Genomic DNA, 14776 nt, shown 5'->3' with positions numbered 1-14776 from the left:
GGACGCTCAGACGCGCTCGGCCACCCAGCCCTGCACCGACTGCAGTGCCGCGGGCAGCGCTGCTGCATCGGTGCCACCGGCCATGGCCATGTCAGGCTTGCCGCCACCCTTGCCGCCGACCTGCTGCGCGATGAAGTTCACCAGTTCGCCGGCCTTGACCTTGCCCAGCGCACCGCCGCTCACGCCCGCGGCCAGCTGCACCTTGCCGCCTTCGGCGATGGCCAGCACGACCACGGCGGTCTTGAGCTTGTCCTTGAGCTTGTCCATGGTGTCGCGCAGCGTCTTGGCGTCACCGCCTTCGAGCTGGGCCACCAGGAGCTGGATGCCGTTGACGTCGATGGCCTGCGCCACCAGTTCGTCGCCCTTGGACGAAGCCAGCTTGCCCTTGAGCGTGCCGATCTCGCGTTCGAGCTGCTTGACCTGGTCGAGCATCTGCGCCAGGCGCGGCTGCAGCTCGGCCGGCGACGCCTTGAGTGCATGCGCGGCGCTCTGCACGGTCGATTCGAGCGACTGCAGGTAGGCCAGCGCGTTGGCGCCGGTGATCGCCTCGATACGGCGCACGCCGGCGGCCACGCCGCCCTCGCTGGTGATCTTGAACAAGCCGATGTCACCGGTGCGGGTGACGTGCGTGCCACCGCACAGTTCACGGCTCGAACCGATGTCGAGCACGCGCACGTTTTCGCCGTACTTCTCGCCGAACAGCATCATCGCGCCGGTCTTCTGCGCCGACTCGATGTCCATGACGCGCGCCTGCGTGGCGGCGTTGGCCAGGATCTCGGCGTTCACGCGCTTCTCGATCTCGAGGATCTGCTCGCGCGTGACGGCCGCGTTGTGCGCGAAGTCGAAGCGCGTCTTGTCGGCGTCGACCAGCGAGCCCTTTTGCTGCACGTGGGTGCCGAGCACTTCGCGCAGCGCCTTGTGCATCAGGTGGGTCACGCTGTGGTTGCGCATGGTCGCGGCGCGGCGCTCGGTGTCCACACGGGCGGTCAGCGCGTCGCCGACCTTCAGCGTGCCCTGCGTGAGCACGCCGTGGTGGCCGAACACGTCAGCCTTGATCTTCTGTGTATCTTCCACGCCGAACTGCACGCCTTCGGCCGCCAGCACGCCCTGGTCGCCGACCTGGCCGCCGCTTTCCGAATAGAACGGCGTGCTGTCGAGCACAACCACGCCCTGCTGGCCTTCGCTGAGCTGCTCGACGGAGGTGCCTTCGAAGTACAGCGCCGTGACCTTGGCTGCGGTTTCCAGCACTTCGTAGCCGGTGAAGGTGTTGCTCGCGCCGGCGTATTCCAGCGCGCGGTCCATCTTGAACTTGCCCGCAGCGCGGCCGGCCGCCTTCTGCTTTTCCATGGCCGCGTTGAAGCCGGCTTCGTCGACCTCGACGTCGCGCTCACGGCACACATCGGCGGAAAGATCGAGCGGAAAGCCGAAGGTGTCGTGCAGCTTGAAGGCGACCTCGCCCGGCAGCACCTTGGCGCCGCCTGCCAGCGCGCTGTCGAGGATTTCCATGCCGTTGGCCAGCGTCTCGAAGAAGCGCTCTTCCTCGGCCTTGAGCGTGTCGATGATGCGCTGCTCGTCAGCCACCAGCTTCGGATAGGCGTCGCCCATCAGCGCGACCAGGTCGGGCACCAGCTTGTGGAAGAAGGGCTTCTTCTGGCCGAGCTTGTAGCCGTGGCGGATGGCGCGGCGCACGATGCGGCGCTGCACGTAGCCTCGGCCTTCGTTCGACGGAATCACGCCGTCGGCCACCAGGAAGGCGGTCGCGCGGATGTGGTCGGCGATCACGCGCAGGCTCTTGTTGCTTTCGTCCTTTTCGCCGGTTTCGCGCGATGCAGCCTTGACCAGCTTGTCGAACAGGTCGATTTCGTAGTTGCTGTGCACATGCTGCAGGATGGCGGCCAGCCGTTCCAGCCCCATGCCGGTGTCCACGCAGGGCGCCGGCAGTTTCTTGACCGAGCCGTCGGGCTGCATGTCGAACTGCATGAACACGTTGTTCCAGATCTCGATGTAGCGGTCGCCGTCTTCGTCGGGGGAGCCGGGCGGGCCACCGGCGATCTCCGGGCCGTGGTCGTAGAAGATTTCGGAGCACGGACCGCACGGGCCGGTGTCCGCCATCATCCAGAAGTTGTCGGACATGTAGCGGCCGCCCTTGTTGTCGCCGATGCGCACCACGCGCTCGGGCGGCAGGCCGATCTCTTTCGTCCAGATGTCGTAGGCCTCATCGTCCTCGATGTAGACGGTGGCCCAGAGCTTGTCTGCCGGCAGCTTGTAGACCTGCGTCAGCAGTTCCCAGGCCCACGTCAGCGATTCGCGCTTGAAGTAGTCGCCAAAGCTCCAGTTGCCGAGCATCTCGAAGAAGGTGTGGTGACGCGCGGTGTAGCCCACGTTTTCCAGGTCGTTGTGCTTGCCGCCGGCGCGCAGGCAGGCCTGCACCGAGGCAGCGCGCACGTAGGAGCGCTTGTCCGCACCGAGGAACACGTCCTTGAACTGGACCATGCCGGAATTCGTGAACATCAGCGTCGGGTCGTTGCCCGGCACGAGCGAACTCGACGGCACGACCGTGTGGCCCTTGGATTCGAAGAAGTCGAGGAAGGTCTTGCGGATGTCTGCGACGCTGAATGTGGGCTGGCTCATCTTGGAATCTTGTGGGTGCCGAGGTGCCTGGATGCACCTGAATGCCCGATAGGGGCCGAACCTTCTATTATAGGTTTTGGGCCATTCCAGCGCCGCGCGTGCGCCATCGAGCGGCGCAGCGGGCGCAGGGCAGTGAATCTCCCTTGAATCAGGCAACGGCCGCCGATGCGGATGCTGCCGACGCAAGATCGTCGACCACCGCGCCGACGGGCATGTGCGACACCACGCGGTGACCCGGGGTCTTGTTGAGCAACAGGCGTGCGACGTCGGGCCGGGCATAGTGGCCCACCGGGTCGGCCACCGACTTGGACAGCGAGATCAGGCTGAGGTCGATCTCGGCGATCACCAGCCCCTCCTCGCCTTCCGGAAGGTTCTGGCCCAGTGGCGAGCCGTCCGGGCCATAGATGCGCGCAAAGCCGCCGCCGGTCTGCAGCAGTTGGCGCTGCATGTCGTCGGTGCACAGCACGTCCTGCATGTCCTTGGACACCACGCCACAGGGCGCGAGCACAAAGCAGCCGCCTTCGACCGCGTAGACCTGGCTGACATGGTTGTTGACCTCACCGCTCAATGCGTAGGCGGCCCCGGTGTACAGCGAGAAACTGGGCCACGCGCCGATGTGGATCTGCTCGTGCTGGGCGTAGAGGGCGTATTTGCTCAGCGGCTGCAGATGCTCCCAGCAGTTGAGCATGCCGACCTGGCCGATGGCGGTATCCGCCACCGTGAGGTCGCTGCCGTCGCCGTCGCCGAACACGGTGCGCTCGACGTGCGTGGGCTTGAGCTTGCGGCGGGTGGTCACGATCTGACCCTGGTCGTCGATCAGCGCCTGGGCGATGTAGAGGCTTCCGCCGTCGCGCTCGCTGAAGCCGAAGGACAGCCAGACCTTGAGCGCATGGGCGGCGTCGGCCAGCCGTTTGAATTCTGCCGAATCGATGCTCAGGGAATTGTCGAAGTAGCGTTGAACAAAACGCATGCCGGCCGCGGGCGTGTTGAGCCAGATCCACCAGGGATATCCGGGGATCCAGGTCTCCGGAAAGGCAACCAGCGTGGCGCCCTGCGCGGCGGCCTGCTTCATCAGCGCGATGGTCTTGTCGATGGTGGCGTCGATGTCCATGAAAACCGGGGCGGCCTGGACGGCGGCAACAGTGAGCTTCGGATGCGTCTTGCTGGGCATGGTGTGTTCCTTGGGTACGGTGGGAATGTGGAAATCCGGGAAAAAGCGGCGGTCGAACAAGCCCTTGAGCGGGCCAGTGAATGGTCGATCCAGCCGCCGCAGCCTTCTTGCCCAGGGGTCGCGCAAAACTTGACCGGGCGTCGCATCGCGTGTTTTCCGGAATGTTTTTTGCATGCGCCCGCAGTAGCATCTGCACGCACGCACCACCGGGAAGCACCATGAGCCAGACCCTGACGACCGACGTTGTGGCCCCGCGCGACCGGCTGGGCTATTGGGTCGACGGCATCTGTTCGACCTACGTCGACCTTGAATGCGAGGCGGGGCCGGGCGACGGATTCGGCGGCTCCATCGTCAATCACGCGTTGCCGGGCCTCGATCTGTCGGTGGTGGACTCTCAGCCGCAACGCGTGATGCGAACGCGCCGCATGATCTCGCGCGCCGAGAACGACTTCATCATCGTCAGCCTCCAGACGAAGGGCCGGGGGATGGTCTCGCAGGACGGGCGCGATGCGGCCATGGTGCCGGGCGACTTCGCCATCTACGACACGGCACGCCCCTACACCCTGCGTTTCGGCGAAGCCTTCGAAGAGATCGTGCTCAAGCTCAATGGCAGCCGCCTGCGCTCGCTGGTCTCGGGCTGCGACCAGCTCACGGCCACCACCATTTCAGGCCAGTCCGGCGCGGGCCGCCTGATGGGCAGCATGGTGCGCGCCTTGAAGGAGGAAGCCGAAGACCTGCCACCAGCGACGGCCGCGTCCATGGTCAGCGGCCTGGTGAACGTGCTGGTGGGTGGCCTGCAATCCCTGTCGAGCGACCCGGCCCGCGATCATTCGTCGCTGCAGGCCTACCACCTGGCCCGCATCAAACGCTGCATTGACGAGCGCAAGCGCGATCCCACGCTGACGATTGAAGGCGTGGCCGCCGAAATGGGTCTGTCGTCCAGCCACCTGCATCGCCTGTTCGCCACCGAATCGCAGTCGCCGGCGCAGTACCTGTGGTCATGCCGATTGCAAGCGTGCGAGCGGGAATTGCTCGACCCACGTCGCGCCAAGGCCTCCGTGTCGGAAATCGCGTTTGACTGGGGCTTCAACGACGCGGCGCACTTCAGCCGCGCCTTCAAGGACCGCTACGGCCAATCGCCACGCGCCTGGCGCAAGCAGACGCTGGCGGCATCGGGCCGCTGACGCGCGGCGATCAGGCTTCGGGCGCCAACTCCACACCCTGCTGTGCAATGCTGCGCTCCAGAAAGCGCCAGAGCCGTTCGTCCTCGCAGAACGCCACGTTGAAGCGCAGCCATCCGGTGGGCCGCGGATGCACCAGAAACAGTTGCCCCGGCCCGAGCATGATGCCCTCGCCTGCCGCGCGCTTGGACAGCTCGGCGCCGTCGCTGATGTCGGGGTGTCGCGCCCACAGGTACATGCCGGCCGCGGATTCGACGAACAGCTCGAAGCCCAGGCTGTCGAGGCGGCGTGCCACCTGGCCATGCGCCTGCGCCAGCCGCTCGCGCAGCCCCTTGAGATGCTTGCGCCAGCGGCCGTCGGTGACCACGCTGAAGGCCAGCCGCTCGGTGATGTCCGACGAGGTCAGGCCCGACACCATCTTCAGCTGGGCCAGGTCGGCCAGCAGTTCGGGCTGCGCGACGACGTAACCCACGCGGATGTTGGGCGAGATGGTTTTCGAAAAGCTGCCGACGTAGACCACCTGGCGCAACTGCGCCAGGCTGGCGAGCGACGGCCGCATGGAGGCGTCCATGTCGGCGTAGATGTCGTTTTCCACCAGCACGAAATCGTGCGCCTGCGCCAATTGCAGCAGGCGCACCAATTGGGGCATCGACGCCATCGAGCAGGTCGGGCTCTGCAGGCGCGGCTGCGTGAAAAAGGCTTTTGGCCGGTGCACGGCGAGCAGCGCCTCCAGCGCCGGCAGGTCGTAGCCCTGAGGGGTACGTGGCACGCCGATGAGTTCGACGCCCAGGAATCGCAGCATGAACATCAGGTTGGGGTAGCCCGGGTCGTCCACCAGCACGGCGTCGCCGGGCTTGAGCAGGCGGCGCGCCACCAGATCGAGCGCTTGGCTCGACCCCTGAGTGAGCAGCACCTGGGCCGCATCGACGACGATCTGGTGCTCCGAGAGCGATTCGGCCACCGCCATGCGCAGCGCCATGTGCCCGAAGGGCAGCCCGTAGCCGCCGATGTCGGTGCCTTCGGAGGCCAGATGGCGCAGGCTGCGGCGCATGCCGTCCTCGAACAGCCAGTCATGCGGCAGCCAGCCGCAGCCCGGCTTGAGCGGCAGGTTGCGGTTCTCGAAGATCTGCTGCAGGTACCAGCGTGCATCGAAGCGCGGGTCGGCCCGCGGCGCCATCGCCGGGCCGCCGCCCTCCTCGCTGCGCCGCTTGACGAAAAAGCCCGCATTGGCGCGCGACACCAGCAGCCCCTGCGCCACGAGCCGGTCGTAGGCCTCCACCACGGTGAACACGCTCACGCCATGCGCCGCCGCAAAGGCGCGGATCGAGGGCAGCTTGGTCTCGGCGCGCAGCTTCTGGGTGCCGATCAATCCGCGCAAACCTTCCACGATCTGGCTGACGAGCGGCGTGGGGAGGTCGGGGCGAAGAATCAGCATGAAAGAAGAGGCCAGATAAGAAAGGCCCGATGCGCAGAAATGCACCAGATTGAGGAAAGTATGTACAGGATACAAGACCAGCACAGTCCACAAAAGCATCGCTGCGGGTGTACATGGCGGCGCTGCCGGGCAAAACCTAAAGTTGTCCCATTCCTCCACAAGCACAGGTTGTACCCATGCAGCGCGAACCCCATCTCAGCAATGCGGCCCTCATGGCCCGGCGCCATGCCGCGGTTGCCCGCGGCGTCGGCCAGACCCATGAAATCTTCGTCAGCCGCGCCAGCAACGCCGAAGTCTGGGACGTCGAAGGCCGCCGCTATGTCGACTTTGCCGGCGGCATTGCCGTGCTCAACACCGGCCACTGCCACCCGCAGATCAGCGCGGCGGTCAAGGCGCAGGTCGACCTGTACTCGCACACCTGCTTCCAGGTGCTGGCCTACGAGCCCTATGTCGAGCTGGCCGAACGCCTGAACGCGCTGGCACCGGGCAATTTCACCAAGAAGTCGATCTTCCTGAGCACCGGCGCCGAGGCGGTGGAAAACGCCGTCAAGGTGGCGCGCGCCTACACCCGGCGGCCCGGCGTGATCGCCTTCACCGGCGGCTACCACGGCCGCACCATGATGACGCTGGGCCTGACCGGCAAGGTCGCGCCGTACAAACTCGGCTTCGGCCCGTTCCCGGGCGAGGTGTTCCATGCGCTCTACCCGAACGCGCTGCACGGCGTGAGCGTGGACGACGCGCTGCATTCGGTCGAGCTGCTGTTCAAGAACGACATCGAGCCCGAGCGCGTGGCGGCCTTCATCCTCGAACCCGTCCAGGGCGAAGGCGGCTTCTATGTGGCACCGCACGATTTCGTCGCAGGCCTGCGCGCGCTGGCCGACCGCTACGGCATCCTGCTGATTGCCGACGAGGTGCAGACCGGCGCCGGCCGCACCGGCACCTGGTTCGCCTGCGAGCAATGGCCAGTGGCGCCCGACCTGATCACCACCGCCAAGTCGATGGCCGGCGGGTTCCCGATTTCCGGGCTGGTCGGCCGCGCCGAAGTCATGGACGCACCCGCCCCCGGTGGCCTGGGCGGCACCTATGCCGGCAGCCCGATCGGCTGCGCTGCAGCGCTCGCCGTGCTCGAGGTCTTCGAAGCCGAGCAATTGCTCGCGCGCAGCCGCACGCTGGGCGAGCGCCTGACGGCCGGGCTGCGCGGTATCGCAGCCAGCGAGCCCGCCATCGGCGACGTGCGCGGACTGGGCGCGATGGTGGCCATCGAACTGTTCGAAGGCGGTGACCTCGCCAGGCCCGACGCCGCGCTCACCCGCAACGTGGTGGCCGAGGCCGCCCGCCGAGGCCTGATCCTGCTGTCGTGCGGCACCTACGGCAACGTGATCCGCGTGCTGGTGCCGCTGACGGCCTCTGACTTGCTAGTGGACGAAGGCCTGTCGATCCTGGCAGCCAGCTTTGCCGCCCTGCGCTGAGCGCACCTACTGTTGAGCACCTCTTCCAATGACTGACGAACCCCTGGTCCGCTTCCAGCGCGTCCAGAAGACCTACGACGGCGAGCACCTGGTGGTGCGCCAGCTCGACCTGGACATCCGCCGGGGCGAGTTCCTGAGCCTGCTCGGCCCATCCGGCTCCGGCAAGACCACCACGCTGATGATGCTGGCCGGCTTCGAGTCGCCGACTTCGGGCGACATCCTGCTCGACGGCCGCCAGATCACCGGCACGCCGCCGCACAAGCGGCACTTCGGCATGGTGTTCCAGAACTACGCGCTGTTCCCCCACCTGACGGTTGGCCAGAACGTGGCCTATCCGCTGACCGTGCGCAAAGTCTCCAAGGACGAGCAGGTCAGCCGCGTGAAGCGCGCGCTCGACATGGTGCAGCTCAAAGGCATGGCCGACCGGCTGCCCGGCCAGCTCTCGGGCGGCCAGCAGCAGCGCGTGGCGCTGGCGCGCGCGCTGGTGTTCGAGCCGCAACTGGTGCTCATGGACGAACCGCTCGGCGCCCTCGACAAGCAACTGCGCGAGCACATGCAGATCGAGCTGAAGGACCTGCATCGCCAATTGGGCGTGACCTTCGTCTACGTGACGCACGACCAGGGCGAGGCGCTCACCATGAGCGACCGCGTGGCCGTGTTCAACGAAGGCGTGATCCAGCAGCTGGACACCGTCGACCGCCTCTACGAGATGCCTGCCAACCGCTTCGTGGCCGGCTTCGTGGGCGACAACACCGTGCTCAAGGGCACGCTGCGCGTGGCGGGCGACCGGCCTGCGATGGCACTGCCCGACGGCCGCGTGCTCGAAGGACTGAACGTGAGCAACGCGGCTGCGGACGCGGCAGTCGAGCTGTGCATCCGGCCCGAACGCGTGGTGCTGCGCCGCCAGGGCGAACCGGCCGGTACCAACAGCCTGGCCGCCGAGGTGGCGCGCGTCATCTACTACGGCGACCACCTGCGCCTGCTGTGCCGCGTGGGCGGCGAACAGGCCGAGGCCACCGTGAAGGTGCCGCTCACCGGCCTGGACGGGAGCGCGCCGCCGCAGGCCGGCGAGTCGGTGTCGCTCGAATTCCCGGCGCATCACGCGCGCCTGTATGCCGTCTGACCGCGTGGTCCAACGCCCCCGCTTTTCTCTTTCTGTTTTTTTGCCAGCCAACTCCTGAGGATTTCCCCGCCATGAAAAAGACACTTCTCGCTTGCACCGTCGCAGCCGCCTTCGCGCTGCCGGCGCTCGCCCAGCAGCAGATCACCGTCGTCAACTTCGGTGGCGCCAACGCGAACGCGCAGAAGAAGGCCTACTACGAGCCCTATGCCAAGACCGGCACGCAGGTCGTGCCCGTCGAATACAACGGTGAGCAGGCCAAGATCAAGGCCATGGTCGAGACCAAGAAGGTCACCTGGGACGTGGTGGAGGTCGAATCGCCCGATGTGGCGCGCGGCTGCGACGAGGGCCTGTTCGAGAAGCTCGACTATTCGAAGATCGGCAACAAGGCCGACTTCCTACCGTCCGCCGTCACCGAATGCGGCGTGGGCGTGTTCGTATGGTCGACCGTGATGGCCTACAACGGCGACAAGCTCAAGACCGCGCCCACCAGTTGGGCCGACTTCTGGGACGTGAAGAAGATCCCCGGCAAGCGCGGCATGCGCAAGGGCGCGCGCTACAACCTCGAATTCGCCCTGATGGCCGACGGCGTGAAGCCGGCCGACGTCTACAAGGTGCTGGCCACCAAGGACGGTGCCGAGCGCGCCTTCAAGAAGCTCACCGAGCTCAAGCCCAACATCCAGTGGTGGGAGGCCGGCGCGCAGCCGCCGCAGTTCCTGGTGGCCGGCGACGTGGTGCTGACCACCGTGTTCAACGGCCGCATCGACGCGGCCAATCGCGAAGGCCGCGACCTGAAGATCTACTGGCCAGGCGGCATCTACGACCTGGACTACTGGGTGATTCCCAAGGGCGCGCCCAACAAGGAAGCTTCTCTGAAGTTCATCCAGTTCGCGATGAAACCCGAGAACCAGGCCGTGTACGCGCAGAACATCGCTTACGGCCCAACCAACACCAAGGCGCTCGCCGCGCTCGACAAGAAGGTGCTGGCCGACCTGCCGACGTCGGCGGCCAACGCCAAGGAAGCACTGCAGTTCAGCGTCACCTTCTGGGCCGACCAGGGCGAGGCGCTGGAGAAGCGCTTCGCGGCCTGGGCCACGCAGTAAGCCACCGCCATGCGCACGGCGACCCTCGTCACCCCCCTCACGGCCGAGGCGCCGCCGGGCGAACTCCGGCGCGCGCTCGCACGTGCGGAGTTGCGCCGCAAGTGGCGCGCCTTCTCGCTGACCCTGCCACTGCTGGTGTTCCTGCTGCTCACGCTGGTAGTGCCGATCGTCGCGCTGCTGCAGCGCGCGGTCGAGAACCCCGAGGTCGCCAACGCGTTGCCGCGCACCGTGCGTGCGCTCGACGGCTGGAACCGCACCGGAACGCCACCTGCTGACGCCTACGCGGCGGTCGCGGCCGACCTCGGCCAGCTGCCCGACAGCTCCGACGCAGGTGCCCTGGCACGCCGCCTCAACACCGAGATCGCCGGCGCCCGGTCGCTGGTGATGGGCACCTTCCGCGCCCTGCCCATCGCGGGCACGCCCGACGAGGTGAAGGCCCGCATGCTCGAACTCGATGCGCGATGGGGCGAAGCGCCGTTCTGGCAGGCGATCGCCAAGAACGGCTCGCGCTGGACGCCCGACTATCTGCTGGCGTCCGTCGACTTGAAGCGCGACGCCACGGGCAGCGTCGAGCGCATGCCCGAAGACCAGCGTGCCTTTGGCGGCATCCTGCTGCGCACCTTCCAGATCAGCGCGGTGGTCACCTTGTTCTGCCTGCTGCTGGCCTACCCGCTGGCCTGGTGGCTGTCGACCCTGCCCGCGCGCCGCGCCAACATCCTGATGATCCTCGTGCTGGTGCCGTTCTGGACCTCGATCCTGGTACGCGTGGCCGCCTGGATCGTGCTGCTGCAGTCCGAGGGCCTGGTCAACCGGGGCCTGATGGGCATCGGCCTCATCGACACGCCGCTCGCGCTGCTGTTCAACCGCACGGGCGTGATCATCTCGATGGTCCACATCCTGCTGCCCTTCATGATCCTGCCGCTGTACAGCGTGATGAAGAGCGTGCCGCCCACCTACTTGCGCGCGGCCGTGTCGCTGGGCAGCTCGCCGCTGGCGGCCTTTTTCCGCGTGTACGTGCCGCAGACCTACCCGGGCATCGGCGCCGGTGCGCTGCTGGTGTTCATCCTGGCCATCGGCTACTACGTGACGCCCGCGCTGCTCGGCGGCGCCGACGACCAGATGCTGAGCTACTACATCGCGCGCTACACCAACGTCGAAGTCAACTGGGGCATGGCCTGCGCGCTCGGTGCGCTGCTGCTGGCCGCCACGCTGGCGCTCTATGCGGTCTACCGCCGCATTGGCAAGGCCGAGCTGAGCCTGGGTTGACCGCCGCGCTCCGCCCACGAAAGACAAGCATGTTGAAGTTTCCTGAATTCCCCGCCTATTTCACGCTGGCCGACAAGCTCGGCTGGTGGCTGGTGCGCGGCCTGTGCGTGGCGGTGCTGGCCTTCCTGCTGGCGCCGATCCTGGTGATCATTCCGCTGTCGTTCTCGTCGAGCTCCTTCCTCGCCTACCCGATGCCGGGCTGGTCGCTGCGCTGGTATCACAACCTGTTCGATTCGCCCGAGTGGGGGCGTGCGGCGCGCAACAGCTTCATCATCGCGCCAGCGGCCACTGTCATCGCCACGGTGCTGGGCACGCTGGCCGCGGTCGGGCTGTCGCGCACGAACTTCGCGTTCAAGGGGTTGCTGATGAGCGTGCTGATCTCGCCGATGGTGGTGCCGATCGTGGTGGTGGGCGTGGCCACCTACCTGTACTTCGCACCGCTCGGGCTGGCCGACACCTACCTCGGGCTGATCACCGTGCATGCTGCATTGGGCGCCCCTTTCGTGTTGACCACCGTGCTGGCCACGCTGGCGGGCTTCAACCAGAACCTGGTGCGCGCCTCGCTGAGCCTGGGAGAGACGCCCTTTCACACCTTCCGGCGCATCACGCTGCCGGTGATCGCACCGGGCGTGATCTCGGGCGCGCTGTTCGCCTTTGCGACCTCGTTCGACGAGGTGGTCGTCACCCTGTTCCTGGCCGGCCCCGACCAGGTCACGCTGCCGCGCCAGATGTTCACTGGCATCCGTGAGAACATTTCGCCCACCATTGCGGCCGTCGCCACGCTGCTGATTCTTTTCACCACCACCCTGCTGCTCGCGCTCGAATGGCTGCGCGGGCGCCGCGGTTGAACGAACCCATCCCTTCCTCCCTCCCTCCCATGAACAGCTCACCCCTCGCACTCCTGAACGACCCGACCCTGCTCAAGACCGACGCGCTCATCGACGGCCAGTGGATCGCCGGCACCGGTCGCTTCGACGTGAACGACCCGGCCACGGGCCTCAAGCTGGCCGATGTGGCCAACCTCACGCGCGCCGATGCGGCCACCGCCATCGCGGCAGCCGCACGGGCGCTGATCGGCTGGCGCGCCCGGACCGGCAAGGAGCGCAGCATCGTGCTGCGCAAGTGGTTCGACCTGTTGATGGCCCACACGGAAGACCTGGGCCGTCTGATGACGGCCGAGCAAGGCAAACCCTTTGCGGAAGCCAAGGGCGAGGTGGCCTACGGGGCCAGCTTCATCGAGTGGTTCGCCGAAGAAGCCAAGCGCGTGAACGGCGAGACGCTGCCGCAGTTCGACAACAACCGGCGCCTGCTCGTGATGAAGCAGCCCATCGGCGTGTGCGCGGCCATCACGCCCTGGAACTTCCCGCTGGCGATGATCACCCGCAAGGTCGCGCCAGCGCTGGCTGCGGGCTGCACGGTGGTCATCAAGCCAGCCGAACTCACGCCGCTGACGGCGTTGGCCGTGGCCGAACTGGCGCTGCGCGCGGGCATTCCAGCCGGCGTGCTCAACGTGCTGAGCGCCGACGCAGACAACAGCATCGAGATCGGCAAGGAACTCTGCGAGAGCGACGTGGTGCGCCACCTGAGCTTCACCGGCTCCACCGAAGTGGGCCGCATCCTGATGCGCCAGTGCGCGCCGACCATCAAGAAGCTGTCGCTGGAGCTGGGTGGCAACGCGCCCTTCCTGGTCTTCGACGACGCCGACATCGACTCGGCTGTCGAAGGCGCCATCGCCAGCAAGTACCGCAACGCCGGGCAGACCTGCGTGTGCGCCAACCGGCTGTACGTGCAGGAAGGCGTGTACGACGTCTTCATCGAGAAGCTCGCAGCCAAGGTCAAGTCGCTGAAGGTGGGCAATGGCTTCGAGGCCGGCGTGCTGCAAGGTCCGCTGATCGAGGATGCTGCCGTGGCCAAGGTACAGCGCCACGTCGACGACGCCCTCGCCAAGGGCGGCCGGCTGATGGCGGGCGGCCACAAGCTCCAGGGCCAGTTCTTCGAACCCACGCTGATCGCGGACGCCACGCCGGACATGCTCTGCGCACGGGAAGAAACCTTCGGTCCCTTCGCGCCGGTGTTCCGCTTCAAGTCCGAGCAGGAAGCCATCGACGCGGCCAACGCCACTGAATTCGGGCTGGCGAGCTACTTCTACAGCCGCGACGTGGGTCGCATCTTCCGCGTGGCGGAGGCACTGGAATACGGCATGGTCGGCATCAACGCAGGCGTGATCGCCACCGAGCACGTGCCCTTTGGCGGCGTCAAGCAGTCGGGCCTGGGCCGCGAGGGCTCGCACCACAGCATGGAGGATTACGTGGAGATCAAGTACCTCTGCCTGGGCGACATCCAGAAGTAGGAACGCTCAGAGCGGGTCCGGGGGCAGTGAGGTCAACACGCCGGCGACCACGCGGTTGCGCCCGAGCCGCTTGGCTTCGTACAGGTTGACGTCTGCGCATTCGACGATCTTGGAGGACATGCCCGAGGCGTGAGGCACGCCGGCGCTCACGCCCACGCTCACCGTCAGCCACGGCGACGTGGGCGAGCCTTCGTGCGGGATCTGCAGGCTCTCCACCGCGCGGCGCAGCTTTTCGGCAATCAGCCGGCCGCCGCCGAGTGGCGTGCCCGGCAGCACCAGGCAAAACTCTTCGCCACCAAAGCGCGCGGCCAGACCCGACGACCGATCGCAACTGGCCAGCAGCGTGCGCGCCACCTGCTTGAGCGCCTCGTCGCCCGGCACGTGGCCATAGCCGTCATTGAAGGTCTTGAAGTGATCGACGTCGACCATGAGCACACTCACCTCGCGGCCTTCGCGCAGGCCGCGCTCCCACTCGGCCGACAGGTATTCGTCGAAGTAGCGGCGGTTGCCCAAGCCGGTGAGGCCGTCCGAATTGGTCAGGCGGCGCAGTTCCAGATTCGATTCGAGCAGCTGCTGCTGGCTCTTGCGCAGCGCCTGGTAGGCCTCGTCGCGCTGGAGCATCGCCAGGTAGGAGCGGGAGTGGTAGCGAATGCGCGCGATCAGCTCGATCGTCTCGGGCAGCTTGACCAGGTAGTCGTTGGCACCGGCGGTGAAGGCCGCACTCTTGATCGCCGCATCCTCCTTGGTTGAGAGCACGATGATCGGAATGTCGCGCGTCACCGGATGCGCGCGGTAGGCCTCGACCAGCGTCAGACCATTGACGCCCGGTAGCACCAGGTCCTGGAGGATCACGGTCGGGCGGGTCTGCACGGCGACCGCCAATGCCTGGGCCGGATCGGCGCAGAAGTGAAAGGCAATGTCCGGCTCGGACATCAGCGCGCGCCGGATGGCCTCGCCCACCATGTACTGGTCGTCCACCAGGAGGACCATGGTCGAGTGCAGAGGCTCCGGGAGCGCGAAGTAAGTGTCGGTATCGGGTATCGGGAGCAT

Annotated in this window: 11 protein-coding genes; 7 read left to right on the top strand and 4 right to left on the bottom strand. The window is 66.7% G+C overall.

The window, feature by feature from the left end; genetic code table 11:
* Positions 1–6: 6 nt before the first annotated feature.
* Together alaS and J2W36_RS22110 are read right to left on the bottom strand one after the other, a co-directional pair.
* Positions 7–2631 (bottom strand): alanine--tRNA ligase, encoded by a 2625-nt coding sequence (alaS, locus tag J2W36_RS22115; protein WP_307691931.1) that lies wholly within the window; start codon positions 2629–2631, stop codon positions 7–9.
* A gap of 148 nt (positions 2632–2779) precedes the next feature.
* The gene (locus J2W36_RS22110) at positions 2780–3802 is read right to left on the bottom strand and encodes a carbon-nitrogen hydrolase family protein (RefSeq protein WP_307691930.1); all 1023 of its coding nucleotides are present in this window, start codon (positions 3800–3802) and stop codon (positions 2780–2782) included.
* 218 nt (positions 3803–4020) lie between these two features.
* Here J2W36_RS22110 and J2W36_RS22105 point away from each other — a divergent pair, with 218 nt between their 5' ends.
* Positions 4021–4986 carry a helix-turn-helix domain-containing protein gene (locus J2W36_RS22105; RefSeq protein WP_307691929.1) on the top strand — a complete coding sequence of 322 codons (966 nt, stop codon included), beginning with the start codon at positions 4021–4023 and terminating at the stop codon, positions 4984–4986.
* Positions 4987–4996: 10 nt separating this feature from the next.
* Here J2W36_RS22105 and J2W36_RS22100 read toward each other — a convergent pair whose 3' ends face one another.
* Entirely contained in the window at positions 4997–6418 is a 1422-nt protein-coding gene (locus tag J2W36_RS22100; protein WP_307691928.1) for an aminotransferase-like domain-containing protein, read from the bottom strand.
* A 176-nt stretch (positions 6419–6594) separates the two neighbouring features.
* On the opposite strand from J2W36_RS22100, the gene gabT reads away from it, so the two are divergent.
* The 6 genes from gabT to J2W36_RS22070 all read left to right on the top strand — a co-directional run bounded on the left by gabT (position 6595) and on the right by J2W36_RS22070 (position 13726).
* Positions 6595–7887, top strand: a complete 1293-nt coding sequence (gene gabT, locus J2W36_RS22095; RefSeq protein WP_307691927.1) for a 4-aminobutyrate--2-oxoglutarate transaminase — start codon at positions 6595–6597, stop codon at positions 7885–7887.
* Between the two features lie 28 nt (positions 7888–7915).
* Positions 7916–9010 (top strand): ABC transporter ATP-binding protein, encoded by a 1095-nt coding sequence (locus J2W36_RS22090; protein ID WP_307691926.1) that lies wholly within the window; start codon positions 7916–7918, stop codon positions 9008–9010.
* 71 nt (positions 9011–9081) lie between these two features.
* The gene (locus J2W36_RS22085; RefSeq protein ID WP_307691925.1) at positions 9082–10110 is read left to right on the top strand and encodes an ABC transporter substrate-binding protein; all 1029 of its coding nucleotides are present in this window, start codon (positions 9082–9084) and stop codon (positions 10108–10110) included.
* 9 nt (positions 10111–10119) lie between these two features.
* A complete protein-coding gene (locus J2W36_RS22080) occupies positions 10120–11376 on the top strand; it encodes an ABC transporter permease (RefSeq protein ID WP_307691924.1) in 1257 nt (418 codons plus the stop codon).
* A gap of 29 nt (positions 11377–11405) precedes the next feature.
* The gene (locus J2W36_RS22075; protein WP_307691923.1) at positions 11406–12224 is read left to right on the top strand and encodes an ABC transporter permease; all 819 of its coding nucleotides are present in this window, start codon (positions 11406–11408) and stop codon (positions 12222–12224) included.
* A 29-nt stretch (positions 12225–12253) separates the two neighbouring features.
* Entirely contained in the window at positions 12254–13726 is a 1473-nt protein-coding gene (locus J2W36_RS22070) for an NAD-dependent succinate-semialdehyde dehydrogenase (protein WP_307691922.1), read from the top strand.
* A gap of 6 nt (positions 13727–13732) precedes the next feature.
* On the opposite strand, the gene J2W36_RS22065 is transcribed toward J2W36_RS22070, so the two are convergent.
* Positions 13733–14776, bottom strand: a complete 1044-nt coding sequence (locus tag J2W36_RS22065; protein ID WP_307691921.1) for a diguanylate cyclase — start codon at positions 14774–14776, stop codon at positions 13733–13735.

The sequence above is a fragment of the Variovorax ginsengisoli genome, assembly GCF_030811835.1.
GTDB lineage: Bacteria > Pseudomonadota > Gammaproteobacteria > Burkholderiales > Burkholderiaceae_C > Variovorax > Variovorax ginsengisoli_C.
Note: the sequence above shows the minus strand (reverse complement) of the source record. Positions and strands in the feature narration are given on the sequence as shown.

Excerpts from the sequence above, each read along its gene's own strand:
- alaS (WP_307691931.1), bottom strand. The coding sequence starts at position 2,631 with ATGAGCCAGCCCACATTCAGCGTCGCAGACATCCGCAAGACCTTCCTC.
- J2W36_RS22110 (WP_307691930.1), bottom strand. The coding sequence starts at position 3,802 with ATGCCCAGCAAGACGCATCCGAAGCTCACTGTTGCCGCCGTCCAGGCC.
- J2W36_RS22105 (WP_307691929.1), top strand. The coding sequence starts at position 4,021 with ATGAGCCAGACCCTGACGACCGACGTTGTGGCCCCGCGCGACCGGCTG.
- J2W36_RS22100 (WP_307691928.1), bottom strand. The coding sequence starts at position 6,418 with ATGCTGATTCTTCGCCCCGACCTCCCCACGCCGCTCGTCAGCCAGATC.
- gabT (WP_307691927.1), top strand. The coding sequence starts at position 6,595 with ATGCAGCGCGAACCCCATCTCAGCAATGCGGCCCTCATGGCCCGGCGC.
- J2W36_RS22090 (WP_307691926.1), top strand. The coding sequence starts at position 7,916 with ATGACTGACGAACCCCTGGTCCGCTTCCAGCGCGTCCAGAAGACCTAC.
- J2W36_RS22085 (WP_307691925.1), top strand. The coding sequence starts at position 9,082 with ATGAAAAAGACACTTCTCGCTTGCACCGTCGCAGCCGCCTTCGCGCTG.
- J2W36_RS22080 (WP_307691924.1), top strand. The coding sequence starts at position 10,120 with ATGCGCACGGCGACCCTCGTCACCCCCCTCACGGCCGAGGCGCCGCCG.
- J2W36_RS22075 (WP_307691923.1), top strand. The coding sequence starts at position 11,406 with ATGTTGAAGTTTCCTGAATTCCCCGCCTATTTCACGCTGGCCGACAAG.
- J2W36_RS22070 (WP_307691922.1), top strand. The coding sequence starts at position 12,254 with ATGAACAGCTCACCCCTCGCACTCCTGAACGACCCGACCCTGCTCAAG.
- J2W36_RS22065 (WP_307691921.1), bottom strand. The coding sequence starts at position 14,776 with ATGCTCCCGATACCCGATACCGACACTTACTTCGCGCTCCCGGAGCCT.